Annotated in this window: 21 protein-coding genes; 9 read left to right on the forward strand and 12 right to left on the reverse strand. The window is 41.0% G+C overall.

Features of this window, described 5'->3' with window-relative positions:
* The first annotated feature begins 13 nt into the window (after positions 1 to 13).
* Both ACOQON_RS06665 and ACOQON_RS06670 read left to right on the forward strand, forming a co-directional pair.
* Positions 14 to 1,867: a putative porin gene (locus ACOQON_RS06665; RefSeq protein WP_420578145.1), complete on the forward strand. Its 1,854-nt coding sequence runs from the start codon at positions 14 to 16 to the stop codon at positions 1,865 to 1,867.
* Positions 1,867 to 2,466, forward strand: coding sequence for a tRNA-(ms[2]io[6]A)-hydroxylase (locus tag ACOQON_RS06670; RefSeq protein ID WP_420578146.1), 600 nt, complete (start codon positions 1,867 to 1,869; stop codon positions 2,464 to 2,466). The genes ACOQON_RS06665 and ACOQON_RS06670 overlap by 1 nt, the downstream gene beginning before the upstream one ends.
* Before the next feature lie 23 nt (positions 2,467 to 2,489).
* Here ACOQON_RS06670 and ACOQON_RS06675 read toward each other — a convergent pair whose 3' ends face one another.
* Complete coding sequence (locus ACOQON_RS06675) at positions 2,490 to 3,746, reverse strand: asparagine synthetase B (RefSeq protein WP_420578147.1); 1,257 nt, start codon at positions 3,744 to 3,746, stop codon at positions 2,490 to 2,492.
* Between the two features lie 60 nt (positions 3,747 to 3,806).
* Between ACOQON_RS06675 and ACOQON_RS06680 the strand changes: the two genes are divergently transcribed.
* The gene (locus tag ACOQON_RS06680) at positions 3,807 to 5,045 is read left to right on the forward strand and encodes an ABC transporter permease (protein WP_420578148.1); all 1,239 of its coding nucleotides are present in this window, start codon (positions 3,807 to 3,809) and stop codon (positions 5,043 to 5,045) included.
* Positions 5,046 to 5,122: 77 nt separating this feature from the next.
* On the opposite strand, the gene ACOQON_RS06685 is transcribed toward ACOQON_RS06680, so the two are convergent.
* The gene (locus ACOQON_RS06685; RefSeq protein ID WP_420578149.1) at positions 5,123 to 5,575 is read right to left on the reverse strand and encodes a DUF4168 domain-containing protein; all 453 of its coding nucleotides are present in this window, start codon (positions 5,573 to 5,575) and stop codon (positions 5,123 to 5,125) included.
* A gap of 217 nt (positions 5,576 to 5,792) precedes the next feature.
* Positions 5,793 to 7,028 (reverse strand): pyridoxal phosphate-dependent decarboxylase family protein, encoded by a 1,236-nt coding sequence (locus tag ACOQON_RS06690; protein WP_420578150.1) that lies wholly within the window; start codon positions 7,026 to 7,028, stop codon positions 5,793 to 5,795.
* A 141-nt stretch (positions 7,029 to 7,169) separates the two neighbouring features.
* Between ACOQON_RS06690 and ACOQON_RS06695 the strand changes: the two genes are divergently transcribed.
* Genes ACOQON_RS06695 through ACOQON_RS06705 form a run of 3 tightly spaced genes read left to right on the forward strand, consistent with a single transcriptional unit; the run spans position 7,170 to position 13,023 of the window.
* Complete coding sequence (locus ACOQON_RS06695) at positions 7,170 to 7,541, forward strand: hypothetical protein (RefSeq protein WP_420578151.1); 372 nt, start codon at positions 7,170 to 7,172, stop codon at positions 7,539 to 7,541.
* A gap of 53 nt (positions 7,542 to 7,594) precedes the next feature.
* Complete coding sequence (locus ACOQON_RS06700) at positions 7,595 to 11,917, forward strand: CusA/CzcA family heavy metal efflux RND transporter (RefSeq protein ID WP_420578152.1); 4,323 nt, start codon at positions 7,595 to 7,597, stop codon at positions 11,915 to 11,917.
* Positions 11,918 to 11,925: 8 nt separating this feature from the next.
* Positions 11,926 to 13,023: an efflux RND transporter periplasmic adaptor subunit gene (locus tag ACOQON_RS06705; protein ID WP_420578153.1), complete on the forward strand. Its 1,098-nt coding sequence runs from the start codon at positions 11,926 to 11,928 to the stop codon at positions 13,021 to 13,023.
* 25 nt (positions 13,024 to 13,048) lie between these two features.
* Here the strand turns inward: ACOQON_RS06705 and ACOQON_RS06710 are convergent, their stop codons facing one another.
* The gene (locus ACOQON_RS06710; protein ID WP_420578154.1) at positions 13,049 to 13,432 is read right to left on the reverse strand and encodes a hypothetical protein; all 384 of its coding nucleotides are present in this window, start codon (positions 13,430 to 13,432) and stop codon (positions 13,049 to 13,051) included.
* Positions 13,433 to 13,505: 73 nt separating this feature from the next.
* Here ACOQON_RS06710 and ACOQON_RS06715 point away from each other — a divergent pair, with 73 nt between their 5' ends.
* A complete protein-coding gene (locus ACOQON_RS06715) occupies positions 13,506 to 14,036 on the forward strand; it encodes an adenine phosphoribosyltransferase (protein WP_420578155.1) in 531 nt (176 codons plus the stop codon).
* Here the strand turns inward: ACOQON_RS06715 and ACOQON_RS06720 are convergent.
* From ACOQON_RS06720 to ACOQON_RS06755, 8 genes are all read right to left on the reverse strand, one after another.
* Positions 14,030 to 14,401 (reverse strand): hypothetical protein, encoded by a 372-nt coding sequence (locus tag ACOQON_RS06720; RefSeq protein ID WP_420578156.1) that lies wholly within the window; start codon positions 14,399 to 14,401, stop codon positions 14,030 to 14,032. The genes ACOQON_RS06715 and ACOQON_RS06720 overlap by 7 nt on opposite strands.
* On the reverse strand, positions 14,398 to 15,237 hold the full coding sequence (locus ACOQON_RS06725) for a metal ABC transporter permease (RefSeq protein ID WP_420578157.1): 840 nt from the start codon (positions 15,235 to 15,237) through the stop codon (positions 14,398 to 14,400). The genes ACOQON_RS06720 and ACOQON_RS06725 overlap by 4 nt, the downstream gene beginning before the upstream one ends.
* Positions 15,238 to 15,294: 57 nt before the next feature.
* Positions 15,295 to 16,581 carry an iron chelate uptake ABC transporter family permease subunit gene (locus ACOQON_RS06730; RefSeq protein WP_420578158.1) on the reverse strand — a complete coding sequence of 429 codons (1,287 nt, stop codon included), beginning with the start codon at positions 16,579 to 16,581 and terminating at the stop codon, positions 15,295 to 15,297.
* A complete protein-coding gene (locus ACOQON_RS06735; protein WP_420578159.1) occupies positions 16,581 to 17,384 on the reverse strand; it encodes a metal ABC transporter ATP-binding protein in 804 nt (267 codons plus the stop codon). The genes ACOQON_RS06730 and ACOQON_RS06735 overlap by 1 nt, the downstream gene beginning before the upstream one ends.
* A complete protein-coding gene (locus ACOQON_RS06740; protein ID WP_420578160.1) occupies positions 17,374 to 17,736 on the reverse strand; it encodes a four helix bundle protein in 363 nt (120 codons plus the stop codon). Before ACOQON_RS06740 ends, ACOQON_RS06735 begins: the two co-directional genes overlap by 11 nt.
* Positions 17,737 to 17,760: 24 nt before the next feature.
* The gene (locus tag ACOQON_RS06745; protein WP_420578161.1) at positions 17,761 to 18,675 is read right to left on the reverse strand and encodes a metal ABC transporter solute-binding protein, Zn/Mn family; all 915 of its coding nucleotides are present in this window, start codon (positions 18,673 to 18,675) and stop codon (positions 17,761 to 17,763) included.
* Positions 18,672 to 19,349 carry a metal-dependent transcriptional regulator gene (locus tag ACOQON_RS06750; RefSeq protein ID WP_420578162.1) on the reverse strand — a complete coding sequence of 226 codons (678 nt, stop codon included), beginning with the start codon at positions 19,347 to 19,349 and terminating at the stop codon, positions 18,672 to 18,674. The genes ACOQON_RS06745 and ACOQON_RS06750 overlap by 4 nt, the downstream gene beginning before the upstream one ends.
* Positions 19,350 to 19,439: 90 nt before the next feature.
* Positions 19,440 to 20,543, reverse strand: coding sequence for a hypothetical protein (locus ACOQON_RS06755; protein ID WP_420578163.1), 1,104 nt, complete (start codon positions 20,541 to 20,543; stop codon positions 19,440 to 19,442).
* Between the two features lie 24 nt (positions 20,544 to 20,567).
* On the opposite strand from ACOQON_RS06755, the gene ACOQON_RS06760 reads away from it, so the two are divergent.
* Positions 20,568 to 21,380 (forward strand): 2,3,4,5-tetrahydropyridine-2,6-dicarboxylate N-succinyltransferase, encoded by an 813-nt coding sequence (locus tag ACOQON_RS06760; RefSeq protein WP_420578164.1) that lies wholly within the window; start codon positions 20,568 to 20,570, stop codon positions 21,378 to 21,380.
* A gap of 50 nt (positions 21,381 to 21,430) precedes the next feature.
* Positions 21,431 to 22,219, forward strand: a complete 789-nt coding sequence (locus ACOQON_RS06765; RefSeq protein ID WP_420578165.1) for a DUF3108 domain-containing protein — start codon at positions 21,431 to 21,433, stop codon at positions 22,217 to 22,219.
* Positions 22,220 to 22,235: the final 16 nt, after the last annotated feature.

The following is a 22,235-nucleotide window of genomic DNA, read 5'->3' on the forward strand; positions in this document are numbered from 1 at the left end:
ATTAAATTTGCGCGTGCGAATATCTCTATTCCTTATAGCGGTTTTAAATTATTCTACTCTTGCAGCCCAGATTGTGGATGATTCCACTAAGCTGGTGTATGGGCCTGAAACAACTTCTTATACGACCGAAACTCAGGTGCTCAACAACATGATTAAGTACCAAACGGTAGATACGTCCATTTATAAGTTTGAAAGGCAGTCGTTTTATGATCGTTCAGGTAGGAGGTTTCAGGACCTGGGAAATTTTGGCACTGCATTATTTCCAATTTTTCATACACCGCAAAAAGTGATTGGCCGCACTTCTGGTTTTAATGCATATAGCCGCTATGCCATTCCACCTTCAGAGGTTAAATATTACGATACTAAGTCTCCATTTATAGAACTGCAGGTGTACCTGGGTGGAGGCAATAGAAATATTGTAGACATTGGCTTCTCCCGAAATGTGAATGAAAACTGGAATCTCGGTTTTGATATGAAGAAAATCACAACCAACAAGCAATTAGCTCCGGAGAGTCAAACAGACAGGTTGGTTGTTGGGACTTCATTTACCGGATATACGCACTATAAACACTCGACATTGCCCTACCAGGTTATGGCCAATTTTTCCAGCATGAGTCATAAGGTAGTGGAGCAGGGGGGAGCGCGTCCAACAACGGATTCTTTAAGAACAGACTTTTTCCTTTTTGATAATGCACTGGTGAGACTTGATGGAGCTCAGGGAATTATTAAGAACTCTAGGTGGCATGTGTATCAGGATATTAAAATAGCCGATCAATTCCAGTTGTACCACATTTTCGATTTTAAGAAAGAAACAAATATCTACCAGGACGATGCTACAGGATTAGGACCAGGGGGCTACAATTTTTACACTGATTTTTACGATGAGTTTTTGATTGATTTTGAATCAACCAATGAGCGATCAGTCTTAACATCATTATCTAATGAGGTAGGGTGGAAAGGTGACATATCCTCGGTTTTCTATCGTTTTTATGCACGACTCAGGAGAGTAGATTTTGAGTATTTATTGTATGATCCAGGAGAAACTTTGGAGAAATACCTGGGTGGATATGCTAGATTTGACTGGAAAGAAAAGTTTGCCGTTACAGCCAATGCAGAATACCTTGTCGGTGGTGAATACCAGTTTGGTGGAAACCTTTCCAGTGACTTGATCAACGTCAATTATACTTCAATGAGGTTTGCTGTTCCGTTCATCTACTCTGACTATTTCGGTAATCACCATGAATGGCACAACAATTTTGAGCAAGTATTTACTAACAAGCTGGATGGCCAAATAAATCTTGACTTCAGGTCTTTCGAAATAAGACCAAAAGTTAGCCTTACCTCATATAACAACTTCATCTATTTTGATGAAAACATAGAGCCTAATCAAGCGACAGGCGGGATACTGATATCTTCTTTTGGTGGTGATTTTAATCTGAGATTCTTTAATGAAAAAGAGGAGGGATGGCATTTTGAGAATGAAGTGTTAGCAACGAATGTATCAGGTGGAGCTTCTGGACTGGTTCGAGTTCCGGATATATACTACAATGGACGATACTTCTGGAGAGGTAAATGGTTTAAGGATCTTGTGCCTGTTGAATTTGGTATAGACGCGCATGCCCGGTCTGCTTATTTCGCCAATGCATATGCTCCGGAGATTCAACAGTTTTACCTTCAGGATGATCAGGAGATTTTTGGGTATTTGGCTGCTGACCTATTTGTCAATATGAAGGTAGATAAGTTTTTCTTTGCCGTAAAGTGGACGCATTTCAACCAACCTCAGGATGATGGTTACTTTGTCACCCCAAATTATCCGGGTCAGCGTAAGGCGATTGATTTAATTGTAAGGTGGATGTTTTTTGATTGATGGAACCAAACAAAACGACATTAGGACTTGAGTTGCCAACCGATCCGCGGTGGGTTAATATTGCTGAAAAGAACATTGAGGATATTTTAGTGGATCATGCGTATTGTGAGCAGAAGGCCGCATCTTCCTGTATCTCGTTGATTATCATGTTTCCTGAGCGTGAAAAGCTGGTGGATGTCTTAACACCGGTGGTTGCTGAGGAGTGGGCCCATTTTGAAATGGTAATCGAACATTTAAAGAAGCGAGGCTTTAAGCTAGGCAAGGCCAGAAAAGACGAGTACGTTTCCCGCCTGAATGGAATAATGAAAAAAGGAGGTACCAGAGAGGAGCAACTGGTTGAACGTTTATTAATGAATGCACTGATAGAAGCTAGAAGCTGTGAGCGATTTAAGTTGCTTTGGAAAAATATTGAAGACGAAGAGTTGCAGCGATTTTATTATGACCTCATGGTTTCAGAGGCGGGACATTACCACAATTTCATTGATCTGGCCAAGGAATATCTACCTGAAGATAAGGTTGAAGCACGATGGAGGTACTTCCTTGCCGAAGAAGCAAAGATTATGAAAGATTTGAAGCCTCGTGCGGATCGGATGCATTGAGTTCCAGGGCGAATCGTTTTATATTAAGTCTTCTGCTTTTTCTTCTTAGCTGCCGGAAACAAGATGTTGTTCAAAATCAGTCGATACCCTGGAGAATTTGGATGCAGATTTAAGTCTGTTGGAGGTTCATTCACAAAATGCTGATAATCTTCCGGGTCATGACCGCCATAAAATGTCCAAAAGCCTCTTCCCAGAACTCCGTGGATGTACTTAGCTTCACTGATGCTGGGTGTTTGTCCCATCACAATAACATCCCCTTTTACCAGCTGTTTTTTGAAGCCTGTGGTTTGACCCATAAATCCATGAATGATTTGCTGGTGATTTTGGGTAAGCATTGTAGGGATCGGATCCCACTTTGCAGAAAACTCAAATAAGGTGAAGTAATCGTTTTTCTCCACCAGCCCTCTTTCGTTGGCTTGATTGTCAATATTTGAGTACTCGTAACGCATCGGATCCCGCTCGATTGTGAAGTTCTCGAAAGCCATGGTTTTAGAGAAGTCCAACTTAGATTGTGCTCGAGGATCGGCAGGATCTCCATCATATATGCTTTCAACGATATCCAGACCTTCAGCAGCCAAAGCAATATCATAAGTATCGGTCGCCGAACACATAGCAAATAAGAAACCTCCGCTAGCCACGTAGGCTTTAATCTTTTGTACAGTGGCGAGCTTCAGCTGAGAGACTTTATTGAAGCCATGTTTTCTGGCAGACTCTTCATACTCGCGTTGTTGCTGCTGATACCAGGGAAAGTGATGATATGCACGATAGAACTTTCCGTACTGACCGGTAAAATCCTCATGATGCAGGTGTAGCCAATCGTATCGGGTAAGTTCATCACCCATAATCTCATCGTCGAAAATGACATCATACGGGATTTCAGCATAGGTAAGTACTAGGGTCACCGCATCATCCCAGGGCTGCTTGCTTTTGGGTGAATAAACAGCGATTTCCGGAAATTTTTCCAGCTTCATCACATCCATATTGGAGGAGGGACTGGCAATCATGTTTAAGATATCATTGGCCTCTGCATCTGAAATAACCTGATATGAAACCCCACGTATAATGCATTCATTTTCAAAAGCCTGTAAATGCTTGATCATGAAACTTCCACCCTTGTAGTTTAGCATCCAATCGACCTCTACTTCTTTTGTTAGAATCCAGTAAGCGATACCATAAGCTTTCAGGTGATTGGTCTGGGTCTCATCCATTGGGATGAGGATATATGCCGCCTGGCTGGCTATGCTTACATTTAAGAAAATTAGTAACAATATTCCCCTCATATGCATCACTTTTGTATATACAACGTTAATCAAAACCGTGTGTTTTACTAAGGCCAATCCATGAACATTCGAGAAAACATCAAAGAGGGCATAAAGTCCATTAAAGCAAATAAGCTTCGAACATTTCTTACAGCAGCTATTATTTCAATAGGGATCACTTCTTTGGTAGGAATCCTTACGGCAATTGACGGAATTCAAAACTCGATCAACAGCAGTTTCTCCAGCCTGGGAGCCAATACGTTTGATATTGAAGATAAAAGAGTGGATCGTGGATCTTCCGATGGTAAAAAAGCTAAAACATACCCGAAGGTTACCTATCATGAGTTGCTTCAATTCAAAGAAAAATATGAGGGGCCGGGGGTGGTTTCTATTTATACAGTAATCACAGGGCAGGCCGAAGTAAAATATGGATCCAAAGTGACCAACCCAAATCAGGTTGTGCGGGGTGGAGATGAAAACTACCTGACAGTAGACGGGTATGATGTGGCACAGGGTCGTCCTTTTTCTGCTAATGAGAGTTTAAACGGAAGCTATGTAGCGCTCGTAGGTAGCGATGTGATCGATGAGCTTTTTGAAGATAATGAAAGTCCTATTGGAAAGAAGATTAGCCTGATGGGTTCAAAGTTTAGGATTGTCGGCACCATCGCAGAACAAGGTGGTGCTAGCGGAACTTCGAGTATCGATCGCACGATTATTATCCCTATGCAAACGGCCAGAATCATTGCTCCGGAGCGGAATTTTGGATATGAAATTGCGGTGGCTGTTCCGGACCCAACACAAATGGAGAATGCCATGGGTGTTGCAAGGGGGTTGATGAGGGCTATTCGTCAGGACAGACCCGGAGAAGAAGATTCATTTGATCTTTCAGCCAGTAAATCACTCGCAGAACGAATGGGAGAGATCACTGGTTACCTAAGAGCCGGAGGATTTACTATTGGATTTGTGACACTTATTGGGGCATCCATTGGTCTGATGAATATCATGCTGGTGTCAGTAACAGAGCGTACAAGAGAAATTGGTGTAAGAAAAGCACTTGGAGCCACTCCATTAAAAATCCGTCAGCAATTCTTAATTGAAGCAATTGTGATTTGCCAGATGGGAGGAATAGGGGGAATCCTTTTGGGGATGACCATCGGAAACCTAACTTCCACATTGATTTTCAACTCTGGCTTTGTTGTGCCTTGGTTATGGATGATTGTCGCTGTAGTTATTGGAATTGTAGTAGGTCTAATCTCAGGGTATATTCCGGCATACAAGGCATCAAAATTGGACCCAATTGATTCTCTAAGATTTGAATAATTAGGTTTCTGTTGTTTAAGAAAAGTAAGACTGTGGCTATGAGAGCCATCAGTCTTAACTACATTGAAATCTGGAAACTAGTTATCTGCCAGAATCGTATTTACCTTTTTCTGAACTTCTGCGTCCTGCTGATAGGCCTGAGCAATCTGAGTATATGTGTTCATACCTAGCCCGGTATCGTTAATCTTTTTCATCACTTTGCTCTGAAGTCCTTGCTGGATGGCTTTCACTTTTTGAGAAGCCGCCCGAAATTTCACTTCATCTTCTTTAGAGACTTCAGCTTCAGGGTCTTGTTTAGCTTGTAAAATTTGGTTGAAGGCGTTTACATCGAGTCCTTCACTTTGAATGGCCTCTGCCATTTCCAGTTGCCCTTTTTGTTGTACTTTCACTACCTCTACAAAGTTTTCTAATTCTCCATCACTGAAATCTGTTCTTGTCTGTTGTGGACTCTGTGCCAACAGTTGACCAGAAAGGCCCATCAAAATAAAACTCATCAAAAGACTAAACTGATTCCTTTTTAAAATATTCATGATTCGTAAAATTGTGGAGATATCCAGGTAGGTCCTGCTATACTACTCAATTACGTAAACCTGCACGATCTCCCCGTTCAAAAACAATTTGCTGAGTAGCTTCAAGCCATTTTAAGATTCACAAAGCTAACAGACAAACTGGCCATGCCATAAATCACGTTGACTTTAACGTTATTTAACCAGATGTAAATGTGTCTTGGAGACTAGTAGTTGTTTGTTATGAATTCTTAGATTCTACAGGGAGAGACATTAAGAACCGATCCAGCAGTCCTTGTGTCACGTGATCCATTACCACGATTTTGTACCAATTGGATCTGTCATCGTGTGAGTCTGGTACTAGAAGAAATTCTTTAGCTATTCTCGGATCCACATATTCTGCTTTGATTGTCACGATATTCATGAAAGGGTTCCTATAAAAATCAACTCCTCGATCATTCAAATTATCACACAATCGATCCGTTTTTTCAATGAGTTTACGAATTTTCATTTTCCATCCTTCAGAGCCATAGGTTCGCATGATCATCCAAACGGCAATAGCGTTCGCACCTGAGCGGCTTCCAATTAAGGTGTAATCCTTGCCTTTTACGTAATTGGCCTCTTCTGTCAGAGCATATTCCATGAATCCCTGTCTGGTGATGTAGAGCCCTGTGCCATAAGGAGACTGTAGCATTTTATGGCCATCTAATGTAAAAGAGTTGATCCTGGAGTTTTGAAAAGTAAGTTTATTGTGGTCATCTGCAAACGGATATATAAAACCTCCAAACGCAGCATCGATGTGAACTTTGTAGGTTAATTCCAGCTCATCCATCCAACCGGTAACCTCATCGATATCATCAACAGAGCCAAACATGGTTGTGCCCATGTTCAAAACAACGATAAAGTATTTCTTTCCTTCTGATTGGGCTCGTCTAAGAACAGATGTTGCTTCACTTGTGATTTTCCTGGTTTCTGAATCTACAGGTAACGTATAACGATCTAGGCTCAACAGCGACCCAGCCTTTGGCATGGAGTAATGAGCGTCAGCTGTGCACACCAAAGCAATCTCTTCAGATTTTGCTTCAAATTCCTGTTCATAATAGCGTTTAAGAATCCAAATAGCTTGAATGTTTGCTTCTGTGCCACCCGAAGCAACATACCCATCATAATGAGCTTCTTTTCCCTGAAATATTTCTTTGGCACATATATCAATTAATTCCGCCTCGATCTTTTGCGTGCCTTCAAATGCAGCTTCGGATTCATTTAAAGTATGGCAGCCTATGTGATTGGGATTGGCAATCATAGCCGAAAGGAAGGGAGCATCTTTTAAAAAAGGCGCATCCTGATAAAACACCTCTGTATCAAGATAGGATGCAGGAAGACCCAATACCGGCTTATGCCTGTAATCCAGGTTTTGCTCCAACGCATCAAAAACGATCTTTTTTAATTTATTGTGGCTGTAAGATTCCCAAAACATATGAATCAATTTTAATATTCCGCAAATTTAGTTGTTAATGCAACTATATTCAAATTAATGTCTTATACACTAGATTAGATTCAATCTGAATTAGGTTAAAAGCCAACAGTATCATTTCATTATACGTAAATTGCATATGTGATGAAGGTGATCGGTAAAATAGCAATGACTATAGCTGTATGCATGCTTATGTTGCATACACTAATGCCACATCATCATGTTAATCAAGAGACTGAGGATGAGCATGCGGTTGAGTATACCTATGCCGACTCCCTGCTTGATTATATCAAATTAGCTCTACACTTAAATCCGGGAGAAAATCACCTGGAGGAGTTCGAGAAAACTTCCAATCTGACCGTTTACTTTCCGGTTGCAGAGATTCCTACATTCGAAATTCCGCTTTGTGTTGAATGTGACAAGGATGATTCCTTTCCGGTAGAATCAAGCGTATTAGCCAAAGATCACCTTGTTTTCCTTTCTATTAGTTTTAGAGGACCACCACAATTGGGTTGATCCTGCGGGTCGTACGATCCTTTTCCAATTATTATTCTAAAACTCAAATTCTCATGTTAGAACATATTGTTCGGTTTAGCTTGAACAACAAGCTGATCGTTATATTCTTTACCGTTAGTTTATTCGCCTTCGGTGTTTATTCTCTAACCCAGATACCGATTGGTGCAGTTCCTGATGTTACCAATAATCAGGTTCAGGTCATAACTACGTCTCGAAATCTTTCAACGCAAGATATAGAGCAATTTATTACATATCCCATTGAGTTAGAGATGGCCAACCTTCCGGGTGTGCAGGAAATTAGGTCAATATCAAAGTTTGGTCTCTCAGTCGTTACCATTGTGTTTGAGGATCGGATGGGAACCTACTTACCTCGGCAGTTAATAGCGGAGAAAATCAAAAGTGCGTCTGAAAAAATTCCCGAAGGCTTTGGGTCTCCTGAGATGGGACCTATATCGACTGGCTTAGGGGAGATTTATCAATACGTGCTGGAGGTTGATGAGGAGTATAAAGGCAGGTATTCCTCCATGGAGCTACGCACCATTCAGGACTGGATAGTGAAAAGGCAACTTAGTGGGATCAAAGGGGTTGTTGAGATCAACACCTGGGGCGGCTTTTTAAAGAGGTATGAAGTAACGATTAATCCGGAACATCTGAATGCAATGAACATTTCACCTATTCAGGTGTTGAATGCCATCGAAAAGAACAATGATGTTACTGGTGGAGGTTACATAGAAAAAGCTAACCAAAGTTATTTCATACGAGGTGAGGGACTGGTTAAGTCTTTGAAAGACATTGAAAATATCGTAGTTACAATTCGGGAAGGAAGTCCCATATATATCAAGGACATTGCTGAAGTTGGATATGGACATGCCACTCGGTTCGGAGCTGTTACCGGGAACGGAGAAGGGGAGAAGGTTTTAGGACAAGTGATGATGCTGAAGGACGCCAACTCAAAGGCAGTTATCGAAGCAGTGAAGCAACGTGTCGCTGAAGTACAAACTACTTTGCCTCCAGGAATTACCATAAACCCATTTCTCGAGCGTAGCGAACTGATTGGTAAAACCACTTTTACCATTACTGAAAACCTTATTCTTGGGTGTTTAATCGTGGTATTTGTAGTGGTTTTACTCTTAGGAAACTTCCGTTCAGGATTGGTCGTGGCTTCCGTAATTCCACTTGCATTATTATTTGCCATATCCATGATGTACATCTTTGGCATTGATGCTAATCTCATGAGCCTGGGCGCCATCGATTTCGGAATTATTATCGATGGGGCTGTCATCATTGTTGAGTTCATTGCTTTCAAAATTGCCTCGAGTCAATCGCAAATGTTGGGGTTAAGTAAATCCGAAAGGAAACAGCGTATTGATGAAATCACATTTGAGAGTACCTCGAAGATGACGCGCTCAGCGGTATTCGGTCAGCTGATTATCATCATCGTATTCATCCCTATTTTATCGCTGACCAATGTGGAGGGCAAGATGTTTATCCCGATGGCACTGACTTTTTGCTTTGCCTTGATTGGAGCGATGATTCTCGGTTTTACCTATGTCCCGGTCATTTCCAGCTTATTTATCAAACCGGAACAGAAAGAAAGTCGCATTTCAAGAAAACTTATTTCAATGCTTGAAAGCATTTATGTCCCAATGCTGACCTGGGTTTTGGGTAGGAAACGGTTGGTTTTGGTTCTTGCTACACTACTATTGTCAGCCACTATTGTTCTTTTTACTCGAATGGGTGGCGAGTTTGTCCCTACACTCGATGAAGGAGATTTTGTTATTCAGCCGGTGTTAAAAACGGGAACCTCACTTACAAAAACCATTGAAATTACTACCAGGATTGAAGAAATCGTAAAGCGCTTTCCGGAAGTAAATCAGGTAGTTACGCGTATCGGAGCTGCAGAGGTGCCTACAGACCCCATGTCAATGGAGGAGACCGATGTAATCATCACTTTAAAGGACAGGGATGAATGGACAACAGCAGGAAGTAAGGATGAATTAGCAAATAAGGTAAAGGAGGCTTTAGTAGAGTCCTTACCTACAATCGACTTTGAATTTACTCAGCCTATTGAGATGCGATTTAATGAGTTGATTACTGGAGTCCGTTCAGATCTGGCGATTAAGATTTTTGGGGAAGATCTGGATTTATTGTATCAAAAGGCACAAGAGGTAGAAAAACTCATCGCAAATGTCGAGGGGGCAGCAGATATCACTGTTGAAAAAGTCGTAGGGTTGCCACAATTGCAAGTCAAGTATGATAGAAGCAAAATTGCTCGTTATGGATTGAACATTTCGGATGTAAATCGACTGGTTTCTTTGGGTTTTGCGGGAGAGGTTGCTGGTAGTATTTATGAGGGAGAGCGCAGATTTGATCTTTCTGTGCGATTTGCAGGTGATCAGCGAAAGGGGATTGAGAATCTGGAGCAGATATATGTAAATATTCCGGATGGGGGAAAAGTTCCTCTGAGTTCGTTAGCAGAGATTACCTACACTTATGGCCCGGCAAAAATTTCAAGAGACAATACCCATCGCCGAATTGTTGTTAGCATCAATGTTCGAAATAGGGACCTTGAGTCTGTAGTGAATGATGTGAGTGGTCTTATTGATAATAATATTGATTTACCTCCGGGATATTATGTGACATACGGGGGACAATTTGAGAACCTTCGAAGTGCACGTCAGCGTCTGGCTGTAGCTGTTCCAATTTCTTTGGTTCTGATTTTTATACTTCTACACTTTGCATTTAAGTCGGTAAGGGACGCCTTGATGATCTACAGCGCGATACCTCTGGCTGCTGTCGGTGGTTTGCTGTTGCTATGGATAAGAGATATGCCTTTTAGTATTTCAGCCGGAGTTGGGTTTATCGCCTTATTCGGAATTGCAGTATTAAATGGGATTGTACTCATAGAGCATTTCAAAGAGCTGAAAGCCAAAGGAATAACTGATGTAAAAGAGCGTGTGATTAAGGGTGCAACTCAACGATTAAGACCTGTGCTACTTACTGCTTCTGCGGCTGCTTTGGGGTTTTTACCCATGGCCGTATCGACATCCGCAGGAGCGGAAGTACAACGTCCATTGGCAACTGTGGTTGTTGGTGGACTTATTACTGCTACGTTGCTCACACTGATTGTTCTACCCATACTCTATTCTATTTTTGATAAAGGGGTCTCGATTAAAGGCAAGGGACCTAAGATATTGCTTATACTTGGCTGCTTTTTCCTTCCTGGACTGGGTCATTCTCAGCAAGCGATATCCCTGGAAGAAGCTATCTCTATAGCAAAAGAAAATAATGCCGGTTTGCACTCATCGGCACTGGAAGTAGAACGTACTAAAAAACTCGTTGGCACAGCCTATTCTTTTGATAGAGCTACTCTCTATTACAGTGAAGATCAGAACAACCTGACTCAAAATAATTTACCGTTGAATGTATGGGGAGTACAGCAATCATTTGATTTCCCTACGATTTACAGCAAACAGAAACGTATACTTGAGAGCAGGGTACGCATAGCAGACTTCCAGTATCGGCAGGAAGAACAACTACTAACACAAAAAGTATCCGAAGCTTATTATCAGGTAGTCTATTCTGCGAACTTGGTTAAGTGGTATAGCTATCTGGATAGCGTTTATGCCAAATTTGGTGTGGCAGCAAAACGCAGATTTGAAGAAGGAGAGTCTGGTTACCTGGAACAGCTTACCGCACAAAGTTTATCTGTAGCTGTCAAAAAAAATCTTGATCAGTCTCATAAGGAGCTTGAGCTAGCATATGTGAATATGTATCGTTGGATCCAAACCGGAGACACGATAACAGTAGAGCAAGATTCCCTCACTAAAGTCACAATTCAAGTCCCTGATTTAAAGACACATCCGGGTTTACTTCAATCGGATGAGTCAATTTCTATGATGAAATCTGATTTAGCTCTTCAAAAAAACCAGCTGTTGCCAGGTATTCAATTGGAATATTTTCAGGGAAATGATGGCTCAGTTGGAGCTCAAACTTTTCGCGGCTTTCAGGTAGGACTGAGTATTCCTATTTTGTTTGCAGGTGAAAAGTCAAGAATAAGTGCAGCTCAGGTAGCATGGGAACAATCCATGACAGCATCTGATGAATATGAATATCAGCTTCAGGCAAAGCTAAACAGCTTATTGGCAGATCTCGAAAAGCAGGAAGCGGCTTTAGTCTCTTATGAAGTTTCAGGCAGGAAGTTGAGTCAGGAGCTAATGCATGCGGCAAATCGATCATTCCAAAATGGAGAAATTGATTTTTTGCAGTACGCACAGTTATTGGAAAGAGCGACAAGCATAAAGATTGATTATCTCCAATCATTATGGCAATACAATCAAATTGCGCTCGAAATCAACCACTTAACATTTAAATAAAAATTATCATGAAATATATTTTAATCATTTCAACACTTTTCCTGATTGCATGTAATCAGGAATTAGAAGGATCGAATGATCAGGTAGAAGAGGGTGTTTTCTTAACAGCAGATCAGCAAAATCAAGCCGGTATACAAACGGCGCAATTGAAGCAAATGGATATCCCGCAGCGCATTTCTGTTCGCGGTATTGTGGATGTTCCACCAACTCACCGCGCATCAATTAGTGTGTTTCATGGTGGCTATGTGAGGTATTTTGATTTACTACCCGGCAAGCGGGTGAGAAGGGGTGATTTGCTTTTTACCCTTCAAAATCCGGAATACATCAGTATGCAGCAGGCGTACCTGGAAGTAAAGGAGCAAATTGCGTTTTTGGAGGCGGATTATAATCGACAAAAAGCATTGGTGGCTGATGCGATATCATCTGAGAAAAAATTCAGGCAGGCGGAGAGTGATTACCTCGTTGCTAAGGCGAAGCAGGAAAGCCTGAAGGAGCAGCTTGAATTGATCAATATTGATATTGCTCAATTGGAAGAGGGGGAAATTGTTAACTCTGTGCGAGTTTATGCGCCCATTTCGGGTTTTGTAAGTGATCTGTCAATCAACAAAGGAGCTTACCTGTCTCCACAGGATGTTGCAATGCAAATTGTCAATACGGAACATATGCATCTGGAGCTGAAAGTATATGAACGGGATGTGACTAAGTTAAAGGAAGGTCAGAGAATTGAGTTTAAAGTGAATGAGAGTGATTCTCTACTTTATGGAGAAGTTCATTTAATTGAAAAAGTAATTGACAGTAAAGATCGTTCTGTGATGGTGCACGGGCATATACCTGATAGCTACTCTCAGCTAGTAGTGGGAGCATACATAGAGGCCTGGATTGAAACAGGAATATATAAAGGGTATGCTGTTCCTGCTGGAGCCATTATTGATATGGATGGGATGCAGTACGTGGCAGTCAAGAATTCAAGAGGAGGTAAGGATCTTTTTCAGAAAATAGAAGTTCAAACAGGCCAGCGGAATGGAGATTTAGTAGAGGTTATAGATGTTTCGAAGTTGATAGAAAAGGAGATTGTTGTAAAAGGGGCATATGAAGCTATAAAATGAAAAAAGCCCCTTTCTGGGGCTTTTGCTATTTAAAGTAAACCTTTTCTTTCTTGTTGAATTTATTTCGGTAGGTAAGTCGGAATCCATCTTTTCCCCACTTTTTGATTCTATAGACATAAGGAATTCTTCTTCTTTCCTCTGTAAATGAATCGTAGGTAAGAATCAACTTTTTACCATCCAGCGTCCATTCACCACCCAACTTTGCGTAATTGTTTCGATCGTGGTAGAATTTACGATCTATTCGAATTGTGAATGTTTCACCGATTTCAAAATAAGGACGTTTGCATTTCACATCGATTACAGACCACTTTTGCTTCGATTGGAGTAACTCCTCCATTTTAGACAGCTTCTGCGCCTGTGAAGTAGTGACTAAACCAAAAACAAACAGGATTAAGTATAAATTTTTCATTGGCTTTGAGTTTTTTAGCAAAGACTTTTCAAATACTGTGCCTCAATTTTAAACCTATTTCAATTTTTATTGCATGAATCTCACCAAAAGAATTATCAATAGTATTCGGGATGTGCCGGATTTTCCTAAGCCGGGCATCCTTTTTAAAGACATCACCCCGCTTTTACAAGACGTACAGTTGAGTGCTGATATTACCGAGGCTATTGCTGAATATTGGAAAGGATATGAGCTTGATGCTGTTGTTGGAATTGAGTCTAGAGGATTTATTTGGGGGAATGCTTTGGCACAGAAACTGCATATTCCTTTTGTGCCGGTGAGAAAAAAGGGAAAGCTGCCGGCGGAAACTCATTCCTTTGCCTATGATCTGGAATATGGATCAGCTGAGGTTGAAATGCATAAAGATGCCATGATAAAAGGAGCTAGGGTGCTCATTCATGACGACTTGCTGGCTACAGGAGGTACAGCACTTGCTGCTGCCGAGTTGGTAAAAATGGCAGGAGGAAAGGTTGTCGGTTTTTCTTTTTTAGTTGAGCTGAGCTTTTTGCATGGAAGGGATGCGCTCCACAAATGGTGTGATAAGATTCATTCTCTTGTCACTTATTGAGGCTCTCTTAGCATCACCTGTACAAGATTAGCCCGACCGATTGCATTGAAACGGATAGAGAGGTATTCAATGGTTTCATATTCCCCACAACTATCGGGAGGTGTTAAGCGATAATGGAAGAATTTTTGATTGCGTTGATAAAGCTCATGCTCCTTCGCCTTTCCAAGCAAGCTTTCCACTTCATTTTGTGTTGCTTCCAAAATCACATCTTGCTTTTCGATAATGAGATCGATAATATCTAAGCGATAAGTGCTGCAATCTTGATCAGCGTTCGTCCATTGTTCTTTATCGAAACCATCCATGGTCAAAGTCTTGTAACAAGAGGACAATGAAATAAGAAGAAGAATTGCTAAGAGTCTATTCATTTTTTCAATCTCACAATCGTGTAGCAAATGGCGAAGATAACCCCTGATATGGTTACCATCGCACCTGCAATAGAACCATCAAGTAAATAGCTCAGCCAGTATCCGAAAAAAGCACTTAATATGCCAAATGCGGAACTGACTATCAACATTACTTTAAGCTGGTTTGTTATCAGGTATGCTGAAGCTGCAGGTGCTATCAATAGTGCTACAACGAGTATTGCTCCCACTGACTCAAAGGATGCTACGGTAGTCAATGAAACCAACCCCATTAAAGCATAATGCCATTTAGTAGTGGATATTCCGATGGCTTGTGCAAAAGAAGCGTCAAATGTAGTGATGAACAGTTCCTTGTAGAAAACAAAGACAAATAGCAAAATAAGCAACAGCACGATCGATAAGATAATTACAGCCTTAGGCCCGATAGGCTCTCCGGCAGAATCATACACCAGGTCAATAGGGACGTAAGCAATCTCGCCATAAAGAATGCAATCCTGATCAATGTGGGCATTGCCTGCATAGTAAGTGACCAGGATTACCCCCAAAGCAAAGAGCCATGTGAAGGTTACACCGATAGAGGCGTCCGTTTGAAGCTTGCCTTTTTGATGAAAAAATTCAATAAGAAATGTAGTGAGCATTCCCAGAATTCCTGCTCCAACCAACATCCAGATAGATTGCATACTTCCTGCAATAAAAAAAGCAATTACAATTCCGGGCAGCACTGAATGTGAAATGGCATCACCGACCATTGACATCTTTCTTAATACCAGGAAGGAGCCTAAAATGGCACAACTCACAGCCACTAACGATCCCGTCAATATGATCCAAAATGCATCCATGATCAATTGGTAATTGATAATTGATGATTAATAATGATCAATTCTTTCTGCTTCATCTTATTTTGGAATGATAGATTCATGCGGATCTTCGGTTGGGTATTCCAGTAACTTTTCTAGTCTTGCTTCCAATTCCGGAGTTATAACATGCTCAATCGTATCTGCATCTTCATGCACATGATCAGGAGCGATACGCAGGTATTTAGTCAGATAGAGTTCCCAAAGTCTGTGCAAACGTGTGATTCGCTTACCTTTTTCAAATCCTTCATGGGTAAGGTACCAGGTTCCATTGTCACGCTGTACATAGCCATTCACACGAAGCTTACGTAATCCTTTGACCAGTTGGGCGGGAGAGAAGCTTCTTATTAGCTGGAGGTCGTCAGCAGCAACTTTGCTGAAATGATCACCACTGTTTTCGCCGATCCGGTAGAAGGTTTTAAGTAAATTCTCTTCCAGCAATTGACGTTGAATGGAAATACGTCTCCATTGCCGTACTACAATTCCTTTCCCCGGAGCAAAGAAGAAGGAAAGCAGTGCAATAATGGAAAGAATCATTACCATCCAGGGGCCTGTAGGCATGGACGGAGCACTGTATGAGATGTAGGCCCCACCAATTCCGGAAATGGTACCAAATATGGAGGCCAATAGTATCATTCTGGAAAGGCGATCAGTCCAAAAGCGAGCGGCAGCAGCCGGTGTGATAAGCATAGCAGCCATCAGTACTACACCAACTGCCTGGATGCCTGTGACTACAGCCAGCACCGTGATGGAGGTGAGAACCATCTCCAATCTTTTAATCGGAAGGCCAATTACCCTGGCAAACTGCGGATCGAAACTGATTAATTTAAACTCCTTGTAGAATAGAAAAACGGTCAGCAAAACAATAACAGCAATGATGCTAAAAGCCATCAAGTCCTTACCGACAAGCGCTGCTGCTTTGCCAAAAAGGAACGTATCCAGTCCGCTTTGAGAGGCATTTCCGGAATGCTGAATGTAGGTCATCAAGAGAATCCCTATTCCAAAGAAAACAGATAGCGAAAGTCCGGTTGCAGCATCTTCTTTGATTTTGGTATTTTGTGTAATTGCATCCATTACCAGAATTGAAATCCATCCAGAAATAAATGCACCGATGATGAGAAGAAAGGGATCTTTGCTGCCGGAAGCCATAAAGGAGATACAAATTCCCGGTAAGACCGCATGAGAGATGACATCCCCAACCAATGATTTCTTCTTAATGAAAGTAAAGCATCCGACCACTGCCGAGCTGATAGACAACAGAATGGTGCCGAACACCACATATTTGATGTTTGGATATTTGAAGGAAAAGAATTCGATCAACGTCTCCATTATTGTTTCTCTCTCGCTTTGAATTCACCTTTTTGCACCAGCTCACCAACTTCAGTAAGCAATGTGAGTTTACCTCCATATGTCTCTTCCAATAGGTGAGGAGTGAAGACCTTAGAAGTTGGGCCGGAAGCGACCAGGCGTAGGTTGAGCAGTATCACCCATTCAAAGTAAGTTTCCACCGATTGCAAATCATGATGTACCACTATGATGGTTTTTCCTTCTTTTGACAGATCCTGTAGAATTCTGAAAATTGCTTTTTCAGTAGCCGCATCTACACCAGCGAAAGGTTCATCCAAAAAGTAGATGTCCGCATTTTGAGTTAGAGCTCTAGCTAAAAATACCCGTTGCTGTTGTCCACCGGATAATTGTGAAATCTGGCGTTTGTAGAACTTATCCATGCCCACCATTTCTAGCGCCTTCATTGCTGCTTCCTTATCCGCTTTTCTTGGGTTTTTGAATAATCCCAGGCTTGCGTATCTGCCCATGAGTACCACATCAAGAACCGAAGCAGGAAAGTCCCAGTCTACCGATTCACGCTGCGGAACATAACTTACTCGTTTACGAACCTCATCAAGCGATTGGTCAAATAGCTTAACGTACCCTGAGTTCATCTCCACAAGATTCATGATTGCTTTGATAAGGGTTGACTTACCTGCGCCATTCGGGCCAATAACTCCGCACAATGAACCTTGAGGGACGGACAGGTCAATGCCCCACAACACAGGTTTTTTGTCATAGCTGACCGTTAAGTCATGGATTTCTAGAGCTGGATTTTCTACCTGTTTTATGTAGCTATTGGACATTGGACTTTAGTTTTTGGATTAATGCATTAAGTCTCTTCTTCATTGTAATTAATGATTCACTTAATGATTTGTAATCTTGGTATTGTAGGATGCCTATTTCATTTATAAAGAAGAGCAGGTATTCCACTTCTGAAGCTGAACCCATAGCAATGTCGCAAAACCTTTTCAAGTCTTTTTGGCTACCTCTTCCACATCCCTCAGCTAAATTGGTTGGTATTGATAATGAACTTCGCCTTAGCTGGCTAGTTAATCCAAATTTCTCTTCTTGCGGAAAGTATGAGGACACCTTATAACATTCTTTTGCTATTTGATGAGCTTCCTTCCATACTTCCAAATTTTTAAAATCTCTCATATCTAAAATCTAAATAGCTAAAGGCTACTTTAATGCGTTCACTATGGTTTCTACATTACTACTAAACATGCCAATATATGTACCTTCCTCTGTGCCAAGTTCACCCATTGCATCGGAGTATAGGTACCCTCCAACCTTCACATTATGCCCTTTTTCTTTACACCCCTGAACTACCGCATTGATAGATTTTTCCGAAACACTTGTTTCTACGAAAATGGCTTTGATATCATTTTCAATGATTAAATCAATGATTTCGGCGATATCCTTTAGGCCAAAATCTGCAACGGTGGAAATTCCCTGAAGTGCCTCCACGCGAATGCCATATGCATCTCCGAAATACACGAAAGCATCGTGAGCCGTGACGAGGATTCGCTGTTTTTCAGGTATCTCTTTAATCCGCTGTTTAAAGTAGTTGTGCAGGCTGTCTAGTTGGGTAAAATACTTTTTGGTGTTTGCAGTATAGTACTCCTGATTTACAGTATCTAATTCGATTATAGCATGACTAATTGCCTTGACTGCATACTTCCAGCGAGTCACATCGAACCAAACATGAGGATCGTAGGCATCTTCGTAACCAATGGCAGATTTGAGTATTTCTTTTGGGACAGATTCTGCTGCTGCCAAAGTCGGTTTTTGTCTTCCAAGTTTTTTGAGAATTTCACTCATTTTACCTTCAAGTAAAATGCCATTGTAGATAATCAGGTCTGCTTTATTGAATTTAGCTAAGTCTCCTTGTGTGGCTTTGTATAGGTGTGGGTCAACGCCAGGACCCATGATGGCTTCAGCTGTCATTTTGTTTCCAGCAATGTTGATTACTGCGTCATAGAGCATACCTGTTGTAGCTACTACGTGTGGCTTGTTGCCCGCTTCTGATTCTTTTTGCTCAGGGGAGCATGCGGCTAGGACTAATAGAACAATGACAAGGAAGTATGATCTCATTTCTTTTCTGTTAGGGTAATCATTAAGTTTTCAGCTACAGTTTTGGATATAAACTGCTTTGCGCCCTCATCGATGGTTAAAGAAACGGATCCATCAAAATCCATTCGATCCAGAATATGAATGCGGGAGCCAAGCTTGATTCCGATTGAATCAAGATGTTGGAGCAGAAGCGTGTCATCATTATTCACGGCTACTACGATTCCACTTGATCCAATTTTAACATCTGAAATAGAAGCTCGAACGGTTTCTTTCATGACACCATCTTCATTGGGAATAGGGTCACCGTGAGGGTCCATTGTCGGGTACCCTAAAAACTTATCCAATCGCTTAATTAGATTGGGTGATTTTATATGCTCCAGCTGCTCAGCAATCTCATGAACTTCATCCCATTTAAACTCCAGCTTTTCTACGAGAAATACTTCCCATAACCGATGTTTTCTAATAATGGAAAGTGCCACTTTTTTCCCCTTGGGTAGGAGGTTGGCTCCTTTATATTTCTGATATCCGATCAGTTTCTTTTGAGCCAGTCTCTTTACCATGTCGTTGGCGGAAGCTGGTGTTGTGCTCATGCTTTCAGCCAGCGAATTGGTGTTGACACTCTCACTCCCTTCAGAAGAAAGGTGATAAATCGCTTTGAGGTAGTTTTCCTCAGTAAAACTTAACTCTGAATTCATGATTCAAAGTTAAATTGTATTTAGATGAATCTAAAAATAAATTTAGAATAATATTTTTATTGATATATAAGTAATTGTTAATCAGAGATGTTAATGGCCGCTAATTAACTTATCTAAAGAAGTGAATATTTTGACTGATTCTTCCTCCCAGATAGCCTCCAATGGGTATTCATTGGTGAATAATTTTTTTGGGTTTTTGATCTTTTCATACACATTTTCAAGATTGATCGAATCAAAGTCTACCGGGATTGCTCCCCCAAGATCAGCTCCGGCCTTGCTCCATAAAGTATCTTTCTCTACAAGATATGGCAATCTGTATCTTGAATACTCATAGAGTTTGGTCGGTATTTTCTCCTTATTGACTTTGCTGGGTTGGTATCCAATTACCCCAATGGTAGCCTGTGATATTGCTTTCAAAATTTCAGGATGTGGAATTGGTTCATAGGAAATGTAGAGCTCTATGCCTGGGAAAATTTCAGCCTCCTTGACCAGCATTTTTTCTATCCTAGAATCATGAATTTGTCCAATGATTTTTAGGGTGGAATCAGGCTTAAGTTTCAGTAGTTTTTTATAGAAGCTTATCGCTTTTGAGACACCTCCATATTCCGAGATTGTCCCCGAAAAAAGAACAACAATTTCTTTATTCATTCCAGTACTTGGTTTTGACTTGAAAGCCTTGTTTTCAATTACTGTATTTTTTCCTTTGACAAAATGGAGTTGATCTCTATAACATTTTTCGGCCAGCCAGTAAGTAGAAATGAATAGTTGACTGGCTACTTCCTTTGCTCGGATCATCCATGCATAAATCCGTTTGATTGGAGTGGGGTTGATGTTTGTCAGATTTAAGAAGTGATTTTCCTGTACATCATAAACCACTTTACATCCGGTAATCATTTTTGATAAGAAGGCAATAATTATGAGCTCATGCGTGGTGATGATTAAAATGGAAGGTTTGAGTGAAATGATCTTGAAAAGTATTTTTAGGCGCACTATCCATCTTTTTATCCATTGAGTTCTAAGAATTCTGTGAGCATGAAAATTTACATTCTCAAAATATGGTTCTTTTTTCGTGTCATTTCCTATGATATTAACTTCATATTTATTTGTTTTCGCTATTGATTGAGAAAGCTTCCAGAAAGCACGTACATCGTCGATGGGTTTGAGGACCGAAGCAATCACAATCTTTTTCTTCATATTACTGTAAATATTGATTATTAGATGGAATTAAAAAACCTCATCGAGGAGGCATGGGAGGATCGTTCTCTTGTCAACAAGAAAGATGTATCTGTGGCAATAAAGACAGTCATAGAAGAACTGGACAATGGAAAAAGGCGCATAGCTGAACCTTCAGGTGATGAATGGGTGGTGAATGAATGGTTGAAAAAAGCGGTGATTCTGTACTTTCCGCTCATGAAAATGCAGTTGATAGAGGTTGGCCCTTTTCAATTTCATGATAAAATCAAACTTAAATCGGGCTATGATCAGCTAGGTGTACGAGTAGTGCCGCATGCAATAGCTAGATACGGAGCATTCATTCAAAAGAATACGGTGCTAATGCCCAGCTATGTGAATATTGGCGCTTATGTGGATGCAGGAACAATGGTTGATACCTGGGCGACAGTTGGGAGCTGTGCTCAAATCGGCAAAAACGTACATTTAAGCGGTGGTGTTGGGATTGGGGGTGTCTTGGAGCCAGTACAGGCTGCTCCGGTGATCATCGAGGACAATGCCTTTATTGGTTCGCGGTGTATCGTGGTAGAAGGCGTAAGAATAGGAAAAGAGGCTGTTTTAGGAGCCAATGTGGTGCTGACCGCTAGTTCGAAGATTATAGATGTGACAGGTTCTCAGCCAAAAGAATATAAAGGGTTTGTTCCTCCCAGATCAGTGGTAATCCCTGGCACCATTCCTAAGAAGTTTCCTGCTGGAGAATTTCAGGTACCATGTGCATTGATTATCGGACAAAGAAAGGAGAGTACCGATAAAAAGACTTCATTGAACGAAGCTTTAAGAGAAAATAACGTTTCAGTATAATAAATGGCATTCATGTTGTAGCGATGGAAAGTGTACCAACGTTAAAAGTCATGAAACTTGCATTCCTATTACTGCTTGGCGCTTTCAGCCAGGCACAACCAATCATGAAGGACAAGCCCGTAAGCAAGGGTGAGGTTCTGAAATTTAGACTCTCTTATGGATGGTTCACTGTAGGTAGAGGAACCTTTAAGGTTTCTGATGAATATGTGGTCAAAGATGGAAGAGAGTACCTTAAAATTGATGTAGAGGGATGGACAGCCGGTTTAGCTGGCGTTTTTTCCAAGGTAGATGATAAATGGGGAGCGGTCATTGATAAAAACTCTTTTCTGCCATATTACTCTTACCGTGATCTTTCAGAAGGTGATTATGACCTTGAGGAAGAAGTATTCTTTAACTATGATTCCATGAAGATCAGGTTTGAACAGTCTTCCAAAAGTGACAAAGAACCCAGACCAACCAGATACTTTGATATGGAGGAAGGAAGGGTTTTTGATATGATGGGTGGGTTAATGTATGCTCGAAGCATAGATTACAGAAAACTGAAAAAGGGAGATACGGTTCGTATGGACGCTTTCTTTGACAAGAAATTTTATGATTTTGAAATGATCTACCATGGAATTGAAATGGTAGATACCAAAGTAGGTGATATCTATTGTCACAAAGTTGTGCCTATAATGGAAAAGAACAGCGTGTTTGTTGGAAGGGATGCTGTCACCTTCTGGGTATCAGCAGATGCCAATCGATTACCACTGAAGGTTTCTGCTGATATGAAGTTTGGAACAGCTCATTGCGAACTTACTGCGTATAAAAACGTAAAAAGCGGCATTGATTTTGAATAATCGGTCTACTTTTGCC

The sequence above is a fragment of the Ekhidna sp. genome, assembly GCF_965221965.1.
In the GTDB taxonomy this organism is placed as follows: Bacteria; Bacteroidota; Bacteroidia; order Cytophagales; family Cyclobacteriaceae; genus Ekhidna.